16 protein-coding genes and 1 pseudogene are annotated in these 17,823 nt (G+C 49.7%); 7 read left to right on the plus strand and 10 right to left on the minus strand.

The window, feature by feature from the left end:
* Positions 1-7: 7 nt before the first annotated feature.
* On the minus strand, positions 8-310 hold the full coding sequence (locus tag O3276_RS16640) for an urease subunit gamma (protein WP_209204055.1): 303 nt from the start codon (positions 308-310) through the stop codon (positions 8-10).
* 30 nt (positions 311-340) lie between these two features.
* The gene (locus O3276_RS16645) at positions 341-1,231 is read right to left on the minus strand and encodes an urease accessory protein UreD (RefSeq protein WP_269672331.1); all 891 of its coding nucleotides are present in this window, start codon (positions 1,229-1,231) and stop codon (positions 341-343) included.
* 448 nt (positions 1,232-1,679) lie between these two features.
* Here O3276_RS16645 and urtA point away from each other — a divergent pair, with 448 nt between their 5' ends.
* The 5 genes from urtA (at position 1,680) to urtE (ending at position 7,254) form a co-directional block, all read left to right on the plus strand.
* On the plus strand, positions 1,680-2,909 hold the full coding sequence (gene urtA / locus O3276_RS16650; RefSeq protein WP_269676007.1) for an urea ABC transporter substrate-binding protein: 1,230 nt from the start codon (positions 1,680-1,682) through the stop codon (positions 2,907-2,909).
* A gap of 71 nt (positions 2,910-2,980) precedes the next feature.
* Positions 2,981-4,627: an urea ABC transporter permease subunit UrtB gene (gene urtB / locus O3276_RS16655; RefSeq protein WP_269672332.1), complete on the plus strand. Its 1,647-nt coding sequence runs from the start codon at positions 2,981-2,983 to the stop codon at positions 4,625-4,627.
* 3 nt (positions 4,628-4,630) lie between these two features.
* Positions 4,631-5,797 (plus strand): urea ABC transporter permease subunit UrtC, encoded by a 1,167-nt coding sequence (gene urtC, locus O3276_RS16660; protein WP_269672333.1) that lies wholly within the window; start codon positions 4,631-4,633, stop codon positions 5,795-5,797.
* Positions 5,790-6,545, plus strand: a complete 756-nt coding sequence (gene urtD / locus O3276_RS16665) for an urea ABC transporter ATP-binding protein UrtD (protein ID WP_269672334.1) — start codon at positions 5,790-5,792, stop codon at positions 6,543-6,545. The genes urtC and urtD overlap by 8 nt, the downstream gene beginning before the upstream one ends.
* A gap of 13 nt (positions 6,546-6,558) precedes the next feature.
* A complete protein-coding gene (gene urtE / locus O3276_RS16670; RefSeq protein ID WP_269672335.1) occupies positions 6,559-7,254 on the plus strand; it encodes an urea ABC transporter ATP-binding subunit UrtE in 696 nt (231 codons plus the stop codon).
* 458 nt (positions 7,255-7,712) lie between these two features.
* On the opposite strand, the pseudogene O3276_RS16675 reads toward urtE, so the two are convergent.
* The 6 genes and pseudogenes from O3276_RS16675 to ltrA (O3276_RS16700) form a co-directional block, all read right to left on the minus strand.
* Positions 7,713-8,284, minus strand: a pseudogene (locus O3276_RS16675) (integron integrase).
* Positions 8,284-8,661, minus strand: a complete 378-nt coding sequence (locus O3276_RS16680; RefSeq protein WP_269672337.1) for a phage integrase N-terminal SAM-like domain-containing protein — start codon at positions 8,659-8,661, stop codon at positions 8,284-8,286. Before O3276_RS16680 ends, O3276_RS16675 begins: the two are co-directional and overlap by 1 nt.
* 334 nt (positions 8,662-8,995) lie before the next feature.
* A complete protein-coding gene (locus O3276_RS16685) occupies positions 8,996-9,175 on the minus strand; it encodes a hypothetical protein (RefSeq protein WP_269672338.1) in 180 nt (59 codons plus the stop codon).
* A complete protein-coding gene (locus tag O3276_RS16690; protein WP_269672339.1) occupies positions 9,168-9,347 on the minus strand; it encodes a hypothetical protein in 180 nt (59 codons plus the stop codon). Before O3276_RS16690 ends, O3276_RS16685 begins: the two co-directional genes overlap by 8 nt.
* A gap of 585 nt (positions 9,348-9,932) precedes the next feature.
* A complete protein-coding gene (gene ltrA / locus O3276_RS16695; RefSeq protein WP_269672340.1) occupies positions 9,933-11,195 on the minus strand; it encodes a group II intron reverse transcriptase/maturase in 1,263 nt (420 codons plus the stop codon).
* Positions 11,196-11,865: 670 nt separating this feature from the next.
* Positions 11,866-13,128 carry a group II intron reverse transcriptase/maturase gene (gene ltrA, locus O3276_RS16700; RefSeq protein WP_269672318.1) on the minus strand — a complete coding sequence of 421 codons (1,263 nt, stop codon included), beginning with the start codon at positions 13,126-13,128 and terminating at the stop codon, positions 11,866-11,868.
* Between the two features lie 902 nt (positions 13,129-14,030).
* On the opposite strand from ltrA (O3276_RS16700), the gene O3276_RS16705 reads away from it, so the two are divergent.
* Complete coding sequence (locus O3276_RS16705; RefSeq protein WP_269672341.1) at positions 14,031-14,423, plus strand: helix-turn-helix domain-containing protein; 393 nt, start codon at positions 14,031-14,033, stop codon at positions 14,421-14,423.
* A gap of 360 nt (positions 14,424-14,783) precedes the next feature.
* Here the strand turns inward: O3276_RS16705 and O3276_RS16710 are convergent, their stop codons facing one another.
* On the minus strand, positions 14,784-15,764 hold the full coding sequence (locus O3276_RS16710) for a transposase (protein ID WP_269672342.1): 981 nt from the start codon (positions 15,762-15,764) through the stop codon (positions 14,784-14,786).
* Between the two features lie 529 nt (positions 15,765-16,293).
* Here O3276_RS16710 and O3276_RS16715 point away from each other — a divergent pair.
* On the plus strand, positions 16,294-16,851 hold the full coding sequence (locus O3276_RS16715; RefSeq protein WP_269672343.1) for a DUF6680 family protein: 558 nt from the start codon (positions 16,294-16,296) through the stop codon (positions 16,849-16,851).
* A 69-nt stretch (positions 16,852-16,920) separates the two neighbouring features.
* Here O3276_RS16715 and O3276_RS16720 read toward each other — a convergent pair whose 3' ends face one another.
* The gene (locus O3276_RS16720) at positions 16,921-17,799 is read right to left on the minus strand and encodes a reverse transcriptase domain-containing protein (RefSeq protein WP_269672344.1); all 879 of its coding nucleotides are present in this window, start codon (positions 17,797-17,799) and stop codon (positions 16,921-16,923) included.
* Between the last annotated feature and the right edge of the window lie 24 nt (positions 17,800-17,823).

Here is a 17,823-nt window from a genome sequence, read left to right on the forward strand (position 1 = left end):
ACAATCCTCAGGCTATGGGGTTATGGACGGTGACCAGCTTGGTACCATCGGGGAAGGTGGCTTCCACCTGAACCTCGTGGATCATTTCCGGAATACCGTCCATCACCTGCTCACGGGTGATCACTTCACGGCCTTCATTCATCAACTGGGCCACGGTTTTACCGTCACGGGCACCCTCCATGATATGCATGGAGATCAGCGCAATGGCTTCCGGGTAGTTCAGTTTGACCCCGCGCCCTAAACGACGCTCGGCAACCAGTGCTGCGGTATAGAGAAGCAGCTTGTCTTTTTCCCGGGGGGTAAGTTCCATAGTGAGATCCTGCTTTAATTATTCGTTAATTTAGGTATTCCAGATGCGTGGCCGACACCCTTTTCGGCCATTGAATCGTTCTCTCTCAGCTTCCCAAATCCAGGTGAAAATGGTTCTGGCCTGTTCTGATGAATCGCCCAGGTAACGCACAATAAACACACCGGCCCGCCAGGTGATGGCGGTTACCCGGTGCCAGCCTTTATCGACCAGCTGGCTGTGCAGGCCGGATAAGTCTGGCGGGCTTTCCAGAGTGATCAGGAAGGTGCCCAAGACCGTGTGATTATTGAGCCCCAGAAGGGACGTGGGCAGTGCTGACCCGGCAGCAAAATCGAGCCTGTCAAGGTAGAGCGGTTTGCTGTCCCTGGTCAGGGTGAGATGCTGGGTGAGTTGCCCACGGGTAAACTGCTCACCGCTGGCGGTTCGACCCAGACAGATAATATCCCAGCCTGCAAAGAGCGCATCGCCGTTCAGTTCAATGCGGGTATCAAGCTCGGTAATGGCACCATTAAACAGGATGGTTTCCTGAGGCAGCCACTCCATGGAGGCTGAGTCGCTGACTGTGATATGCGTTGTCTGTTTTTGTAGTTGACCATTGCCGTTGAAATAGACTTTACCGGCAGCCGGGGTTGTGACCAGCCCATGGGCACCTTTTCTGATGGCAAAGCGCTGTACCAGTTCATCTCCGGCCACCAGACCACCGGGAGGATGCAGAATATAAAGATGGGTCAGGCCTTTGCCTTCCGGCCAGAAAGGACGTTGAATGCGCAGCGGCCCATAATGGCGGGTTCTCCCCATCAGGGTACGGCCATTCAGGTGTTTAAGTTCTACGTCTAACCCGGCACGCCAACCCGACGACGATGCCCCGGCGCTATCAGGCCTGCTGCTCTGGTTGCTCTCTGTCTCACCCGATGATGCTTGCATATTACAGCCTTGTGCTTGTTCTTATCCGGGATCATTTATTGGTGATCTTTTTGTGATCAATGGCAAAACCTGTGCCAGACACAGTATTTCACTGAATACGTCACTTGTCGCCGACATAATACCTGACCAAATGGTCATTATGAATGCCTTGATTTGGTGCGGCGTTAGTTAATATGCCTGCAAGGCGCGCCAAAATATGGCGTACCCCCTGTTGTTTCCGGCGAATGCCTGCCGGTCTGGAAAATTCAGGGCGGAGGCTCTCTTTCCCAGCCCGCTTTCCCATGGCGCAAGCACTGAAACTGACCATGGCACACCTCTTGCTATCCCCTGTTCAGGAAACGAACAGCGAACAATAGATAGCGGGGAAGCTATGAACAACCGGTTAAACAAACTATCCAGGAACTTTTTAACGGCATCGGTGGCTACTGCCGCACTGTCATGGTCAGTAATGGCTCAGGCTGCAGACACCATTAAGGTTGGGGTGCTTCACTCCCTTTCCGGCACCATGGCCATCAGTGAAACCACGCTGAAAGATACCGTGTTGATGATGGTGGAAGAGCAGAATAAAAATGGTGGGGTGCTTGGCAAGAAGCTGGAGGCAGTGGTCGTTGACCCGGCCTCGGACTGGCCCCTGTTTGCCGAGAAAGCCAGGGAGCTGCTGGTTAAGGAAGACGTCGATGTTATTTTTGGCGGCTGGACTTCCGTGTCCCGCAAATCGGTACTGCCGGTGGTGGAAGAGCTGAATGGTCTGATGTTCTACCCGGTTCAGTATGAAGGGGAAGAGTCCTCGAAAAATGTGTTTTATACCGGCGCGGCACCCAACCAGCAGGCCATTCCGGCGGTGGATTACCTGATGAGCGAAGAGGGTGGCGCGGTCACCCGTTTTGTTCTGGCCGGTACCGACTATGTTTATCCAAGAACCACCAACAAAATTCTGGAATCCTACCTGAAAAGCAAAGGCATCAAAGATGCTGACATCATGATCAATTATACGCCGTTCGGTCACTCAGACTGGCAGACCATTGTTTCTGATATCAAGAAGTTTGGTAATACCGGTAAAAAGACCGCGGTGATTTCCACCATCAATGGCGATGCCAATGTCCCATTCTACAAGGAACTGGGAAACCAGGGGGTTTCGGCTGAAGAGATTCCGGTGATTGCCTTCTCGGTGGGTGAAGAAGAACTTTCTGGCATTGATACCGGGCCACTGGTAGGTCACCTGGCGGCGTGGAATTATTTCATGAGTGCTGAAAGTGACACCAACGACGAATTTATTGAAACATGGCAGTCTTTTATCAAGGATGAAGAGCGTGTTGCCAATGACCCGATGGAGGCCACTTACATCGGCTTCAATATGTGGGTTGAGGCGGTTGAGAAGGCCGGTACCACCAACGTTGATTCAGTGCGTTCAGCGATGTATGGCATTACCGTTCCTAACCTGACCGGTGGCACAGCGGTGATGAATACCAACCACCATCTGACCAAGCCGGTATTGATTGGTGAGATTCAGGATGATGGTCAGTTTGAGATTGTCTGGGAAACCAAAGGTGGCGTTATTGGCGATGCCTGGACTGACTTCCTGCCGGAAAGTTCCAAAATTGTTGCTGACTGGTCGGCACCGGTTAAGTGCGGCAACTATAACCTGGAAACCGGCGTCTGCTCCGGCCAGAACTACTGATTTATAAAGATGATATGACAATCATGCCCTCCTCCTCCCGTAAGGGAGGAATGGGCATATAGGGATGTATTATGAATCAGAACCTCCGGCGGGTGGTTCACAGTCTGCCAGCCCGCTTTCTCCTGTTCCTGCTGCTGATTTTATCGCGGCCGGTGTTGGCGGTGTCGCCCGAAGACCTTAAACCATTATTAAGCAAAAGTTCCTGGGGACAGCTGGAAGCTGTGATTACGTCTCTGGCGGAAGAAGGCAGCAAGTCCAGCCAACAGATTCTGGAACATTGGCTCAATGGCAAACTGTTTGTTGAGAAGCAGCATAAACGACTGGTGTTCGCCGAAAAGACGCCGGATAAACAGTATCGGATTTTTGACCCTTTCCCTGCCCAGGGGGAGTTGCAAGGTGCGTCTTCAGTCCTTGGCACAGTAAAGAAAAGAGCGCTGAAAAAAGTAAGAATTAATAATCAACTGCGCTCAATCATTAAAACAGCACTGGCATCCTGGGACTTGAAAGCCCGTGACCCACAAACTCGCATAAATGCCATATACGCCTCTCTGAAAACGCTGGATAGCAAAACGCTGGGTACACTCAGAACTATGAGGGCCAGCGAAGAGAACCAGGGAGTTATCAATGCCCTGGATATGGCCCTGGCCCTGGATCGCTTGCAGACGGGTTCGATCAGTGAACAAATAGCAGCGGTTGAGGTACTCACCAGTTCTGATCACCCCTTTATTCGTTCCGCGCTGGCGGAGGCAGTAACTGCTACGGACCATACCGCGCTGGCACAAACCATCACAACGGCACTGGCCGAAATTGACCAGCGACAGCAGTACTATACCGTGGCTGAAAATATCTTCTTTGGCTTGAGTCTTGGCTCTGTGCTGTTGCTGTCGGCTATCGGGCTGGCGATTACTTTCGGGGTGATGGGCGTGATTAATATGGCCCACGGAGAGATGATGATGCTCGGTGCCTATACGACGTTCGTCATTCAGTCTGTATTCCCGGAGCTGATTGATCAGTCCCTGTTTATTGCCATACCCCTGGCCTTTCTGGTTGCCGGTGCTGCCGGGGTGCTGATTGAGCGGCTGGTTATCCGCCATCTCTATGGCCGTCCCCTGGAAACCCTGCTGGCGACCTTTGGTATCAGCCTGATTCTTCAGCAGGCAGTAAGAACGATCTTTTCACCACTGAATCAGGAAGTGGCAACCCCCGCCTGGATGAGTGGCTCGTGGGTCATTAATGAGGCGCTGTCGCTTACCTGGAACCGTTTATACATTGTTGGCTTCAGTCTGCTGGTGTTTATGGTGCTGCTGCTGGTGATGCGTTACACCCGCTTTGGGCTGAATATTCGCGCAGTGACCCAGAACCGTGCCATGGCCAGTTCCATGGGTATTCCTACCGGCCGGGTGGATGCCCTGACCTTTGGCCTGGGCTCCGGTATTGCCGGTGTGGCGGGCGTCGCCCTGTCGCAGTTGACCAATGTTGGGCCAAACCTGGGCCAGAATTACATTATTGACTCCTTTATGGTGGTGGTGTTCGGCGGCGTAGGAAACCTGTGGGGCACATTGGTCGCTGCCATGGGGCTGGGTGTGGTGAATAAGTTTCTGGAGCCCTGGGCTGGTGCCGTGGTCGCCAAGATTCTGGTATTGGTATTCATCATTCTGTTTATCCAGAAGCGACCCCGGGGGCTGTTTGCGCTCAAGGGGCGGGCAGTTGAGGGCTGACACATGACGAATGGATTCCAACAGGGGTTTTTATCCCGACTGTTGCTTGAAGATCGTGCCGGTAAACTTCTTCTGTCGTCAGTAATGGCAATCACGGTTGTGGTGATACTGCTCAACACATTGATGCCGGAAGGTTCTCCCCTGCACGTCAGCAACTATACCGTGACTCTGCTGGGGAAGTATCTCTGCTATGGATTGCTGGCTCTGGCATTGGATCTGGTCTGGGGATACTGCGGGATTCTCAGCCTGGGTCATGGGGCATTTTTTGCCCTGGGCGGTTATGCCATGGGCATGTACCTGATGCGCCAGATTGGAGACCGTGGTGTTTATGGCAACCCGGAGCTGCCGGACTTTATGGTGTTTCTGAACTGGCAGGAGCTGCCCTGGTACTGGTATGGGTTTGACTCTTTCGCTGTTGCCCTGGTAATGGTCGCCCTGGTGCCCGGTCTGCTGGCGTTCCTTTTTGGCTGGCTGGCCTTCCGTTCCCGGGTGACCGGTGTTTATCTCTCCATCATTACTCAGGCACTGACGTATGCCCTGATGCTATTGTTCTTCCAGAATGACTTTGGCTTTGGTGGTAATAATGGCCTGACTGACTTTAAGGATCTGCTGGGTTTCAGCCTGCAAAGTGACCGTACCCGTGTGGTACTGCTTATGGCGTCTGCACTGGCACTGGTGCTGGGTTACCTGGTGTGTCGCTGGCTGGTGAGCAGCCGTTATGGCCGGGTGCTGGTGGCAGTGCGTGATGCCGAGAGCCGGGTACGCTTTATGGGCTACCGGGTTGAACACTACAAGCTGGTGGCGTTTACCCTGTCGGCGGTGCTTGCCGGTATTGCCGGTGCCCTCTATGTTCCCCAGGTTGGCATTATTAATCCGGGTGAGTTTTCTCCCATCAACTCTATTGAGCTGGTGGTCTGGGTAGCCGTCGGTGGTCGTGGAACACTCTATGGTGCGGTGATTGGTGCCGTCGTTGTTAACTATGCAAAAACCTGGTTTACCGGCGTTATGCCCGATGCCTGGCTGTTTGCCCTGGGGGCGCTGTTTGTTATTACTACGCTTTGGCTGCCTAAAGGTTTGGTCGGGCTTTATCAACAGATAGCGGGCTTTATCAATGAGCGCCGGGATCCGCAGGGCAACAGAGTTGAGAGAAAGGAGTTAGTGGATGGATAAGCATATACCCAACGACACTTTGCTCTATCTCAACAATGTCACGGTCAGTTTCGATGGCTTCCGGGCATTGAATGAACTCTCCTTTATGGTGGGGGAAAAAGAGCTGAGTGCGATTATCGGCCCCAATGGCGCGGGTAAGAGCACCATGATGGATGTGGTGACCGGTAAAACCCGACCTGACTCCGGTGAAGTGTTTTTCCGTGGCAACGTGGATTTGACCCGCTATGACGAAACCGACGTCGCCAATATGGGGATTGGCCGGAAGTTTCAGAAGCCCTCTGTGATTGAAAGCCTGACGGTCTGGGAAAACCTGGAGCTGGCCCTGACTGGACGACGAACGCCTTTTGCGGCCATGTTTGGTGTGCTCAGCACAAAAGGTGCCAGAAGAATCGATGAAGTGATGGCACTGATCCGATTGTCAGACCGAAAAGGGTGGTTAGGGGCCGCATTATCCCACGGACAGAAACAGTGGCTGGAGATTGGCATGCTGCTGTTACAGGAACCGGAGCTATTGCTGGTGGATGAACCGGCGGCGGGTATGACCGACGAAGAGACCTTCAGAACGGCGGATCTGTTAAAAGATCTGGCCAGAGAGCGCAGTGTGGTAGTGGTTGAACATGATATGGCGTTTATCCGGGCGCTGGAGTGCCCGGTGATGGTGCTGCATGAAGGCAGTGTGCTGGCGTCCGGCTCATTGGACCATGTTCAGCAGAATCAAAAAGTCATCGACGTTTACCTGGGCAGATAGGAGGAACAATTGGATGCTGGAAGTACAGGGCATTGATGTGTTTTACGGTGCCAGCCAGGCCCTGAAGTCGGTAACCATTGCCGCGCATAAGGGACAGGTGACCAGCGTTATGGGGCGCAATGGTGTTGGCAAAACCACCCTGATGAACGCTGTTGCTGGGCGGGTAACACCCGCCTCTGGCAAGATCCTGTGGCAGGGCAGGGATATTGCCAGCAGCCCCGCTCACTCAAGGGCACGGAACGGTATCGCCTATGTTCCCCAGGGGCGGCAGATTTTTCCTTTACTGACGGTGCAGGAAAACCTGGAAACCGGTTTTGCCTGTCTGCCCCGGGCAAAGCGGCGGATTGATCCGGAAATCTTTGATCTCTTTCCCGTGTTGCAACAGATGCGCCATCGTCGGGGTGGCGATTTGTCCGGTGGTCAGCAACAACAGCTGGCCATTGCCCGGGCACTGGTAACCCGACCAGAGCTGTTGATTCTGGATGAGCCAACGGAGGGCATTCAACCGTCCATTATCAAGGATATTCAGTCGGTTATTGCTCTGCTCCGGGACCGGGGTGAGATGGCCATTCTGCTGGTTGAGCAGTTCTTTGAGTTTGCCCGTGACCTGGCGGATACCTTTGTGGTGCTGGATCGAGGCGAGGTTGCTCTGGCAGGTACCGGCGACGCCATGGATGAAGTTGCCGTTCGTCGTTTAATGACTGTTTGATCACTGTTAATTCTATTTAGTGTTACCGCTGGAGCCCTGATTTCCGGATATTTTATTATCTTAAGTGCGACTATCGTGGCACCAAAAGCTCGGTGGATAAATCCGGTTGTAGCGGATCTGCTGGTTTTACCCCAGCTCTGGCTTCTGCCTTTCCGATATAGCCACATTGTACAATACCGACCATTAACAATAATATTGTCGTTTAAGAGATACCTCAAGACCAGCAGGTGGAAATTATCGGACAGGTGGGGTGAGTGGGAGCATTGAAAAAGTTACTTCGGTAACCCGTTCGGGGGTACTATTTTGAGTCTTTGTAATTATTCATAAAATGTCGTTTATAACCTGGAACTGCCTTAATACTCGAGGAAATGGAATAGAGGGGCGGCAGCGTGAGTGCTGTTCAGAAATATTTTATTATTTTTTAAGCTTCTGGTTGTTGATCTGGCCTTCATTTTTTATCAGCGATCAACCGGGCTTAAAACCGCTTTACCACCGCGATTGAGTACATGGGTATATATCATTGTCGTATTGACATTGGCATGACCCAACAACTCTTGAACGGTTCTGATATCGTATCCGCTCTCCAGCAAATGTGTCGCAAAACTATGCCGGAAAGTGTGGCAGCTGGCATTTTTGTTCACGCCTGCCCTTCTGACAGCGTGTTTTACGGCAGATTGAATCCCCCTCTCATTGATGTGATGGCGGCCTACGTTGCCGGTTCTTGGATCTTTACTCAATTGAGTACTGGCAAAAATATACTGCCATGCCAGTTCTTTTCCAGCGTTGGGATATTTTCTGGCCAATGCATGTGGAAGATGAACAAAGCAGGCACCTTCTTCAAGCGCCTTTTGGTGAAGCAACCTGGATGATTCAATCTGAGACCGTAATGTTTCAACAGACGCTTTGGGCAACAGAGTCATTCTGTCTTTCCACCCTTGCCATGGCGAACGGTAATTTCCATACGCCCAAAATCAACATCCTGAACTCTGAGACGCAGAGCTTCCTTCAGTCGAAGGCCGGCACCATACATTAATGGGCGACTAATAATGGTGTGCCTTTGAGATAGGACAAAACAGAGTTGGCTTCAGTCACCGAAAACACAACAGGAAGTTTTTTTGGCCGTTTTGCTTTTAGCCAGTCATTGATCGTAAAGCTGTCACGCCTCAGCACTTGTTTGTATAAAAAGACCAGGGCACTCAATGCTTGCTGCTGAGTACTGACAGCAACGTGTTTTTTCATCACCAGATAAGTGAGAAAATCACGGACATCATCGCCAGTCAGTAGATCGGGATGGCGCATTTTATGAAATTTTATAAAGCGTTTAATCCAGTCCCAGTAGCTGCGCTCGGTAGACAGAGAGTAACCGGCAGAGCGAATGGCAATTTGAAAGCGTTCTTGTAATCTCATATAAGTTCTGCTTGATACTGTGCTTTTATACAGTAAAAGTTAGTTCGTATATGCAGAAAATCAACTGAATGGTTAACTTGTTGTTTTGAATAAAAATAAAGCAATCTGTAATCACACGGGTTGCTTGACCGAAAAATATACGAATTACAAAATACGAATCAGAAGATATAGCCTTTAGAATGCAGAACGTTATGTAAGTCGCGCTGTATGGGGGGGATCGGCTGGTACGTATAGCGAATCTACAGTATGTTATGCGAAACTGATTCGTGTAAACGACTGTTATGCGTATGCTGCCGTCCCAAACACCGGAACGGCTTATGGTATAAAGAAAGTATTATCTCGGTGCATTTAATAAATCTTCAGCTGCATCGACACCTGCCTTTATAATGAAATCATGCGGTGTAATATTTTGTTTGTTGACTACTTTTGAAACTCGTTTTCTTTGATTTGTCCCAAATTTCATTGTTATTTTTTCTCCTACAGCAGCTCTGTTGGAATTCTTTTTATTACTCATTTTCATATTCCTCGACTTTTGCCATAGCATTTTTCTTAAACCATTTGTTCACAGACCAGCTTTTACCTGTCAGCTTTTCCATTAAATCACATGCTGTATTTACTTTTTCTACATCACATGGGTTGTTTAAGACGATCGTTTGCTTTCCTTTCATTATGAATTGATCAGACATAAATCCTCCGGGTAATATATTGCTGACAGCTAGATTAACGAAACGAAGTCAGTGTAGTTTAGGTTTTTCACTGCGTCAAAATACGACAAAAAGCATCTTTATGCGTTATCTTGTCACAGGAGGGGTCGCTGACTAAGATATAGTTCAGATTAAAACGGGGTGCAACGAGACTCCAAATAGCTGGTAAAGATAGGTCAATACTTATGGTGTTTAGATGAAATATCTTACAATTGATGATGTTTGCAAATTGCTAAGTATAAGCAGAAGAACACTTGAACGCATGAGGTCTAAATCTATAACTAAAGGAAATAGAGTTCCAACTAAACAACCGAATGATATGCAAAATATAACTGATAGACTTGAGCAAATTACAGAGAATAGGAATGATCGCGTATCATTTCCTGAGCCAGATATATATCTTGGTAAGAGTCCCAGATGGGATCAAGATAATCTTATAGCCTGGCTTCAAGAGAATGGGCATAAACTGAATACAACCTGCCAGTAAAATACGCATAAATCGGGTAAGGGCTGGTCTTTCTCCAGCCCTCCCCACAGCACCCGGCATGCGGGTCCGCACCGGGCGGTTCAACGATGATGGTGAAACCTGATCCATAAGTCTTTCAATGAAACAAACCCAATTTTCGCGAGGTAATTGTTATTCAGTGCCTGTTGTACCGCATAAGTTTTACTCAGACGGTAATACCCTTTGCTGCTGGCTGCGATCTTGGCGGCGTTCACTTTATCAACGCCTAACCTGACCAGATTCTTGAAACGGGTTTTTGGCTTGCGCCATTGCTTCAGAAAACAGCAACGGATTCGCCGACGTATCCATTGATCCAGCAGGGGAATTGGTCGGTAATATTCCGATAACCGAAAATACCCCATCCAACCCCGGATATATTGCGCCAGTTTGCGTAACCGATGTTGCATTGAGACACCCCAGCGACGACTGGTCAACTTGAGTATCCGGTATTTGAATCGGTCCAGACACTTCTGGGCCCAGCGAACTTTCTTCCCTGTGAAGGTGAAACTCAGGAATTCGCTTTCTGTTGCTTTCACAACTTTACTTTTCCGGGAGTTAATCTTCAGTTTCAATTTGCGTTCAATGAATTGGGTAATGCTGTGCATCACCCGATCCCCTGCACGCTGACTTTTGACGAGAATCACAAAATCATCACAGTATCTTGCAAAGCAATGACCCCGATATTCAAGCTCCTTGTCGAGTTCGTCGAGGACCACATTAGACAGCAAGGGTGATAAAGGCCCACCCTGTGGCATGCCAACCCTGGTCGGGTAGACATTGCCCTCAATCATGACTCCGGAGCGCAGGTAGCGACCAATCAGTTTCAGAAGGCGTTTGTCGCGGACCTTACGGGAGACCCTCGACATCAAAACGTCGTGATTAACCGTATCAAAGAATTTACTCAGATCAACGTCAACGGCGTAATGTAGCCCCCCGTTGATCAACTGCTTAACCTGACGAACTCCGTCGTGTGCTGACCGTCCCGGTCGGTAGCCAAAGCTGTTTGGGGAAAATCCCGGGTCAAAGACAGGCGTCAGCACCTGCACAATGGCCTGCTGTATGACCCTGTCGATCACGGTTGGGATTCCCAGCAAGCGTTCACCGCCGTCCGGCTTTTCTATTACATGCCGGCGCACGGGTGACGGCTGATAGGTTCCGTCCAATAAGGCTTGACGCACTGAAGGCCAATGCTGTTTGGCAAAGTCTGGATAAGCTTCAATGGTGACTCCATCGATACCCGGAGCACCCTTGTTGCTTCTGACCTGTTTCCATGCGCTTGCCAGATTAGCCGGTTCAAGTACGCAATTTAGTAGATCATGGTTCAAAGCTGGTCAAAGATTCTGTCGCCAGGTACGGTGAGTCGCCGGACGGCTGCATCGCCCTGAGGGAATCAGTCTCCTCTTTGTCATCGATGTTCGGCCCTTCGCTGACGACTTCCCGTCCATTAATGACTTTTGTCGTACAGCTACTATGGCCTCTGCTGACTTCTGTCCAATCACCACGCAGGGTTACCTCTGCTGGCGCTATTGGTTGCCATCGGGTTTGCTCGAACAGGATGATGAGTCACTGTTCGCCGAGCCTGTTGTAACCAGTGGCTGAGAACTGGGAACTTACCAATCGCATGTTGAACAGATCTCCCCGGATAAGAACATGGACTTTCAGTGCACAACCGCCGCATTTACCGTGTCTCACGAACCAGAGGGCTTTGTGATCCTTGGCTCACTCGCCCAGAGACTCAGCCTTGTATGCGATTTCTGTACGTCGGCTCGCACCTTTGCACTCAGACTGCCTCCGCACAGCCCCTCGCGGGACTGCACTTGCCTTAAGCTAGTGGTTGTCATCAGCAGGCGTCTTTACCGCCAGTCAGATGTAGGTTCTCCCACAGGGGACTTTCACCCCATCAGTTCATGCCCATGCCGGGCGTACATCGGGTAAGGGCTGGTCTTTCTCCAGCCCTCCCCACAGCACCCGGCATGCGGGTCCGCACCGGGCGGTTCAACGATGATGGTGAAACCTGATCCATAAGTCTTTCAATGAAACAAGCCCAATTTTCGCGAGGTAATTGTTATTCAGTGCCTGTTGTACCGCATAAGTTTTACTCAGACGGTAATACCCTTTGCTGCTGGCTGCGATCTTGGCGGCGTTCACTTTATCAACGCCTAACCTGACCAGATTCTTGAAACGGGTTTTTGGCTTGCGCCATTGCTTCAGAAAACAGCAACGGATTCGCCGACGTATCCATTGATCCAGCAGGGGAATTGGTCGGTAATATTCCGATAACCGAAAATACCCCATCCAACCCCGGATATATTGCGCCAGTTTGCGTAACCGATGTTGCATTGAGACACCCCAGCGACGACTGGTCAACTTGAGTATCCGGTATTTGAATCGGTCCAGACACTTCTGGGCCCAGCGAACTTTCTTCCCTGTGAAGGTGAAACTCAGGAATTCGCTTTCTGTTGCTTTCACAACTTTACTTTTCCGGGAGTTAATCTTCAGTTTCAATTTGCGTTCAATGAATTGGGTAATGCTGTGCATCACCCGATCCCCTGCACGCTGACTTTTGACGAGAATCACAAAATCATCACAGTATCTTGCAAAGCAATGACCCCGATATTCAAGCTCCTTGTCGAGTTCGTCGAGGACCACATTAGACAGCAAGGGTGATAAAGGCCCACCCTGTGGCATGCCAACCCTGGTCGGGTAGACATTGCCCTCAATCATGACTCCGGAGCGCAGGTAGCGACCAATCAGTTTCAGAAGGCGTTTGTCGCGGACCTTACGGGAGACCCTCGACATCAAAACGTCGTGATTAACCGTATCAAAGAATTTACTCAGATCAACGTCAACGGCGTAATGTAGCCCCCCGTTGATCAACTGCTTAACCTGACGGACTCCGTCGTGTGCTGACCGTCCCGGTCGGTAGCCAAAGCTGTTTGGGGAAAATCCCGGGTCAAAGACAGGCGTCAGCACCTGCACAATGGCCTGCTGTATGACCCTGTCGATCACGGTTGGGATTCCCAGCAAGCGTTCACCGCCGTCCGGCTTTTCTATTACATGCCGGCGCACGGGTGACGGCTGATAGGTTCCGTCCAATAAGGCTTGACGCACTGAAGGCCAATGCTGTTTGGCAAAGTCTGGATAAGCTTCAATGGTGACTCCATCGATACCCGGAGCACCCTTGTTGCTTCTGACCTGTTTCCATGCGCTTGCCAGATTAGCCGGTTCAAGTACGCAATTTAGTAGATCATGGTTCAAAGCTGGTCAAAGATTCTGTCGCCAGGTACGGTGAGTCGCCGGACGGCTGCATCGCCCTGAGGGAATCAGTCTCCTCTTTGTCATCGATGTTCGGCCCTTCGCTGACGACTTCCCGTCCATTAATGACTTTTGTCGTACAGCTACTATGGCCTCTGCTGACTTCTGTCCAATCACCACGCAGGGTTACCTCTGCTGGCGCTATTGGTTGCCATCGGGTTTGCTCGAACAGGATGATGAGTCACTGTTCGCCGAGCCTGTTGTAACCAGTGGCTGAGAACTGGGAACTTACCAATCGCATGTTGAACAGATCTCCCCGGATAAGAACATGGACTTTCAGTGCACAACCGCCGCATTTACCGTGTCTCACGAACCAGAGGGCTTTGTGATCCTTGGCTCACTCGCCCAGAGACTCAGCCTTGTATGCGATTTCTGTACGTCGGCTCGCACCTTTGCACTCAGACTGCCTCCGCACAGCCCCTCGCGGGACTGCACTTGCCTTAAGCTAGTGGTTGTCATCAGCAGGCGTCTTTACCGCCAGTCAGATGTAGGTTCTCCCACAGGGGACTTTCACCCCATCAGTTCATGCCCATGCCGGGCGTACCAAGTAAATCCAGGTGACGCCTACGGCGCACCTGATTTAGGCGTTATGTTCACCCACGTAGGCCGCATTGCGCAAATTGTTCTTTGATACTGTTCTTTATCTTGTTTGTATCAACTGGTTAACATCAAAATTTTAACCAGTTGAGGGGGTGGGCCAATACATTAGCTTTACTTTCTTGCATTATCCCGATGGCTGGCTATGTTTCTGACACACAAGAAAAAACCCGGCTCAGACGGAGGTGGGACTCCTAACCGGGTTTCTCTGTATAGCAACGAGCTAGTGCTCGGGAGTCAGTATAGCAATGATCTCGTTCGCCTACACAATCGGGGTGATGAAATTGATTCGGGTTGAGCTTAATACCAACGGTCTGGATAACCTGACAACGACCCAAAAATACTTGTTGGTCGTACTGGCCACCTTTGCCAACAGTGAGGGCGAATGCTGGCCCAGTCAAAACAAGCTGGCAAGAATTATCGGCGTCAGCCATGCAACTGTTAACATGGGGCTGAAAAAACTGGAAGCCGAAAAACTGATCGAAAGCCAGAAGCGGGAAACATCTGAAGGAACGCAAACCAAAATCTACCGAATGCTGTTTGAACCATTTATGTTCAAACAGATTAAGGAACAACGTTACAATTGCTTTGGCCAGCGGATCGACGATCCTCGCATGACCGATACTTCCTGGGCAGAGTAAAGCAAACATAACAACCGCATCCACCGGACTTCGCCCGTGATGCAAGAGGTTAAACGCATTTAAGTTGTTCAGTCAGTGTCGCTAGTATTTCGTGTACCTTTGCCTGATCTTTTTTCGACTCCATGCGGTACTCAAAATAAAATAAAAAAGACACCCACTTTTTAAAAAGTGAAGAGAGTACGTCATTTATTCATTTTTTTAAATGATAGTATTGATCGTTTTAAGAAATTATCATTGATACCAACCAAGAAGGGTATAAAAAGCACTCAGCAACAGCCAGATAGAAGACACTATCAAGACAATATAAGAAAGCACATTCAGAAAATTCTGGCCACATTAAAGTAAATGAAAATACGTTGATCAGGCAGGGTAGAGAGCACCGCTCACAGACATCCCATGAACCCAGCATTTTCCGGTGCTTTCTGCATAAGCCTTCAGTGAAGCCAGCTTGCCGACTGCGCGGTGAAAACGATTATTCCAGCGCATAGTCTCCAGCCATTCTTTTGGGTCAATACCCAGGCGCTCCAAGAGAGGTGGTACATCGTCAGTTATACGACCACGTTTGCCTTTGCGGATAATTCGGCCAGACCAGTCAACCAGTTCAAAGTAGCTACTGAGTGGGTATGGAATCGCCTGTTCCGGGTTTTGACCCTGAGCTTTTAACGGTTTCAAGTGTGCCTGTTGTTTTTTTTCGTTTCCGCTGTCGTATGACTCAATGCGCTCTTTAATAGAGGTATGTTCTGAGGTTTCCAGCGTTGCGGCAATTTTTGCCCGGATGGGGTTTAAGTCGACATAGGCCATGCAAGTCAGCAATGCGGCATCATCTAAGAGGGCCTGACTTTTGTAACGACCTTCCCAAAAGCGCCCTTTGCACTCATCCTCTTTATTGGCCAGCCGGGCTAAATATTCGTTGAGACAGCGCATGAACCAGCTGATATCCATTAAACGACTGCGGTACTCCTGGGCATATCCTTCGACACGCAGCAGCTCTGCTTTGCCCAGCTGATCGCCGACAAGAAAACGCTGAACCAGGTGCGGGCCTGAAAACAGCTGCGTCCAACGTTGTAAGACTTCTTTGGTGTCCCATTTTTTGGCTTGCTGACTATTGATATGGAGCACCACATGATAATGATTCGACATCACTGCATAAGCACAGACTTCCGGGGAAAAAATACCAGAAAGCGCTTTCAACCGATCAACCACCCACTGCCTGCGATGCTCATAGTTTTTGCCTGAGAAATTGTCTTTGCCGCATAGGAAGGCCCTGCGAACGCAGCGTGCCATGCAGTGGTAGTAGGGCGTACTGGCTGGATCTATGAGGTTTTTTCGGGCGGTCGTCATGTCATTTTTTTTGGTTACTGGGTAGATTTCCTTAATGCCCTTAAGAGGCTTCAGAAGAAAAATAGACTGTGTGGCCGATTAGTCAAATTTTTGGGTGTCCTTTATTTTTTTTATTTTTGTCAAATTTTTGGGTGTCCTTTATTTTTCTGAGGGCTTTGTGATCCTTGGCTCACTCGCCCAGAGACTCAGCCTTATATGCGATTTCTGTACGTCGGCTCGCACCTTTGCACTCAGACTGCCTCCGCACAGCCCCTCGCGGGACTGCACTTGCCTTAAGCTAGTGGTTGTCATCAGCAGGCGTCTTTACCGCCAGTCAGATGTAGGTTCTCCCACAGGGGACTTTCACCCCATCAGTTCATGCCCATGCCGGGCGTACCAAGAGCATCCAGCGGACGGCGCTAGACGCGCAGCCGCTTATGCAGGCGTTACACCCCTCAATTAAATATCGAGTTTTCTGCAAGTTTCTCTACAAATTAATTGGTATTATTCATCCATGGAAAACTACATTTAACGTGGAGAAAAATTCAGAATGGAAAGTGAATTCACTGTCACATATTTGGAAGTGATCACCCTTTTTGCAGTATTTTTTGGCCCAATCGTAGCGGTTCAGGTCAGTCAGTTTTTAGATCGCAAACGTCAAAAAAGAGCTGGGAAGGAATGGATCTTCAAAACCTTGATGAGAACCAGAGCAGCAGCTCTTACTCCATCTCATGTCGAAGCCTTAAACATGATAGATGTGGAGTTTTTTGGAACAAAAAAATCCGATAAAGCTGTAGTGGCCGCATGGAAGCTTTACCTCGACAATTTGGCTGATACAACAACACCAGAGGATATACGCAACTCCAAAAGGAACGATCTTTTCATTGAATTGCTGTATAAAATGTCGTCTTCTCTCGGTTATGATTTTGACAAAGAGCATATCAAAAATACATGTTATTTCCCTCAAGGCTATGTTGACGTAGAAAATGAGCAACACCTTATCAGGAAAGGTGTTCTTGGTATTCTTAAAGGTGACCTGGTGGTTCCAATGCACGTCACCAATATTCCAGCACCAAAACCTTCCAACCAGGAAGTCAACGAGGTGTAAATCGGGTAAGGGCTAGTCTTTCTCCAACCCTCCCCACAGCACCCGGCATGCGAGTCCGCACCGGGCGGTTCAGCGATGATGGTGAAACCTGATCCATAAGTCTTTCAATGAAACAAACCCAATTTTCGCGAGGTAATTGTTATTCAGTGCCTGTTGTACCGCATAAGTTTTACTCAGACGGTAATACCCTTTGCTGCTGGCTGCGATCTTGGCGGCGTTCACTTTATCAACGCCTAACCTGACCAGATTCTTGAAACGGGTTTTTGGCTTGCGCCATTGCTTCAGAAAACAGCAACGGATTCGCCGACGTATCCATTGATCCAGCAGGGGAATTGGTCGGTAATATTCCGATAACCGAAAATACCCCATCCAACCCCGGATATATTGCGCCAGTTTGCGTAACCGATGTTGCATTGAGACACCCCAGCGACGACTGGTCAACTTGAGTATCCGGTATTTGAATCGGTCCAGACACTTCTGGGCCCAGCGAACTTTCTTCCCTGTGAAGGTGAAACTCAGGAATTCGCTTTCTGTTGCTTTCACAACTTTACTTTTCCGGGAGTTAATCTTCAGTTTCAATTTGCGTTCAATGAATTGGGTAATGCTGTGCATCACCCGATCCCCTGCACGCTGACTTTTGACGAGAATCACAAAATCATCACAGTATCTTGCAAAGCAATGACCCCGATATTCAAGCTCCTTGTCGAGTTCGTCGAGGACCACATTAGACAGCAAGGGTGATAAAGGCCCACCCTGTGGCATGCCAACCCTGGTCGGGTAGACATTGCCCTCAATCATGACTCCGGAGCGCAGGTAGCGACCAATCAGTTTCAGAAGGCGTTTGTCGCGGATCTTACGGGAGACCCTAGACATCAAAACGTCGTGATTAACCGTATGACCGCCATGGAAGGTGGGAAGTCTGGTTTTGCAGGAGCAAAAACCAGCCAAAGAATTTACTCAGATCAACGTCAA

This window comes from Endozoicomonas sp. GU-1 (genome assembly GCF_027366395.1).
GTDB lineage: Bacteria > Pseudomonadota > Gammaproteobacteria > Pseudomonadales > Endozoicomonadaceae > Endozoicomonas.

Bases quoted from the DNA above. Each gene is read 5' to 3' on its own strand.
- urtD (WP_269672334.1), top strand. From the start codon at position 5,790: ATGGATAAGCATATACCCAACGACACTTTGCTCTATCTCAACAATGTC.
- urtC (WP_269672333.1), top strand. From the start codon at position 4,631: ATGACGAATGGATTCCAACAGGGGTTTTTATCCCGACTGTTGCTTGAA.
- O3276_RS16685 (WP_269672338.1), bottom strand. From the start codon at position 9,175: ATGAGTAATAAAAAGAATTCCAACAGAGCTGCTGTAGGAGAAAAAATA.
- urtA (WP_269676007.1), top strand. From the start codon at position 1,680: ATGGCTCAGGCTGCAGACACCATTAAGGTTGGGGTGCTTCACTCCCTT.
- O3276_RS16710 (WP_269672342.1), bottom strand. From the start codon at position 15,764: ATGACGACCGCCCGAAAAAACCTCATAGATCCAGCCAGTACGCCCTAC.
- O3276_RS16640 (WP_209204055.1), bottom strand. From the start codon at position 310: ATGGAACTTACCCCCCGGGAAAAAGACAAGCTGCTTCTCTATACCGCA.
- urtB (WP_269672332.1), top strand. From the start codon at position 2,981: ATGAATCAGAACCTCCGGCGGGTGGTTCACAGTCTGCCAGCCCGCTTT.
- O3276_RS16715 (WP_269672343.1), top strand. From the start codon at position 16,294: ATGGAAAGTGAATTCACTGTCACATATTTGGAAGTGATCACCCTTTTT.
- O3276_RS16645 (WP_269672331.1), bottom strand. From the start codon at position 1,231: ATGCAAGCATCATCGGGTGAGACAGAGAGCAACCAGAGCAGCAGGCCT.
- O3276_RS16680 (WP_269672337.1), bottom strand. From the start codon at position 8,661: ATGAGATTACAAGAACGCTTTCAAATTGCCATTCGCTCTGCCGGTTAC.
- urtE (WP_269672335.1), top strand. From the start codon at position 6,559: ATGCTGGAAGTACAGGGCATTGATGTGTTTTACGGTGCCAGCCAGGCC.
- O3276_RS16690 (WP_269672339.1), bottom strand. From the start codon at position 9,347: ATGTCTGATCAATTCATAATGAAAGGAAAGCAAACGATCGTCTTAAAC.
- O3276_RS16705 (WP_269672341.1), top strand. From the start codon at position 14,031: ATGATCTCGTTCGCCTACACAATCGGGGTGATGAAATTGATTCGGGTT.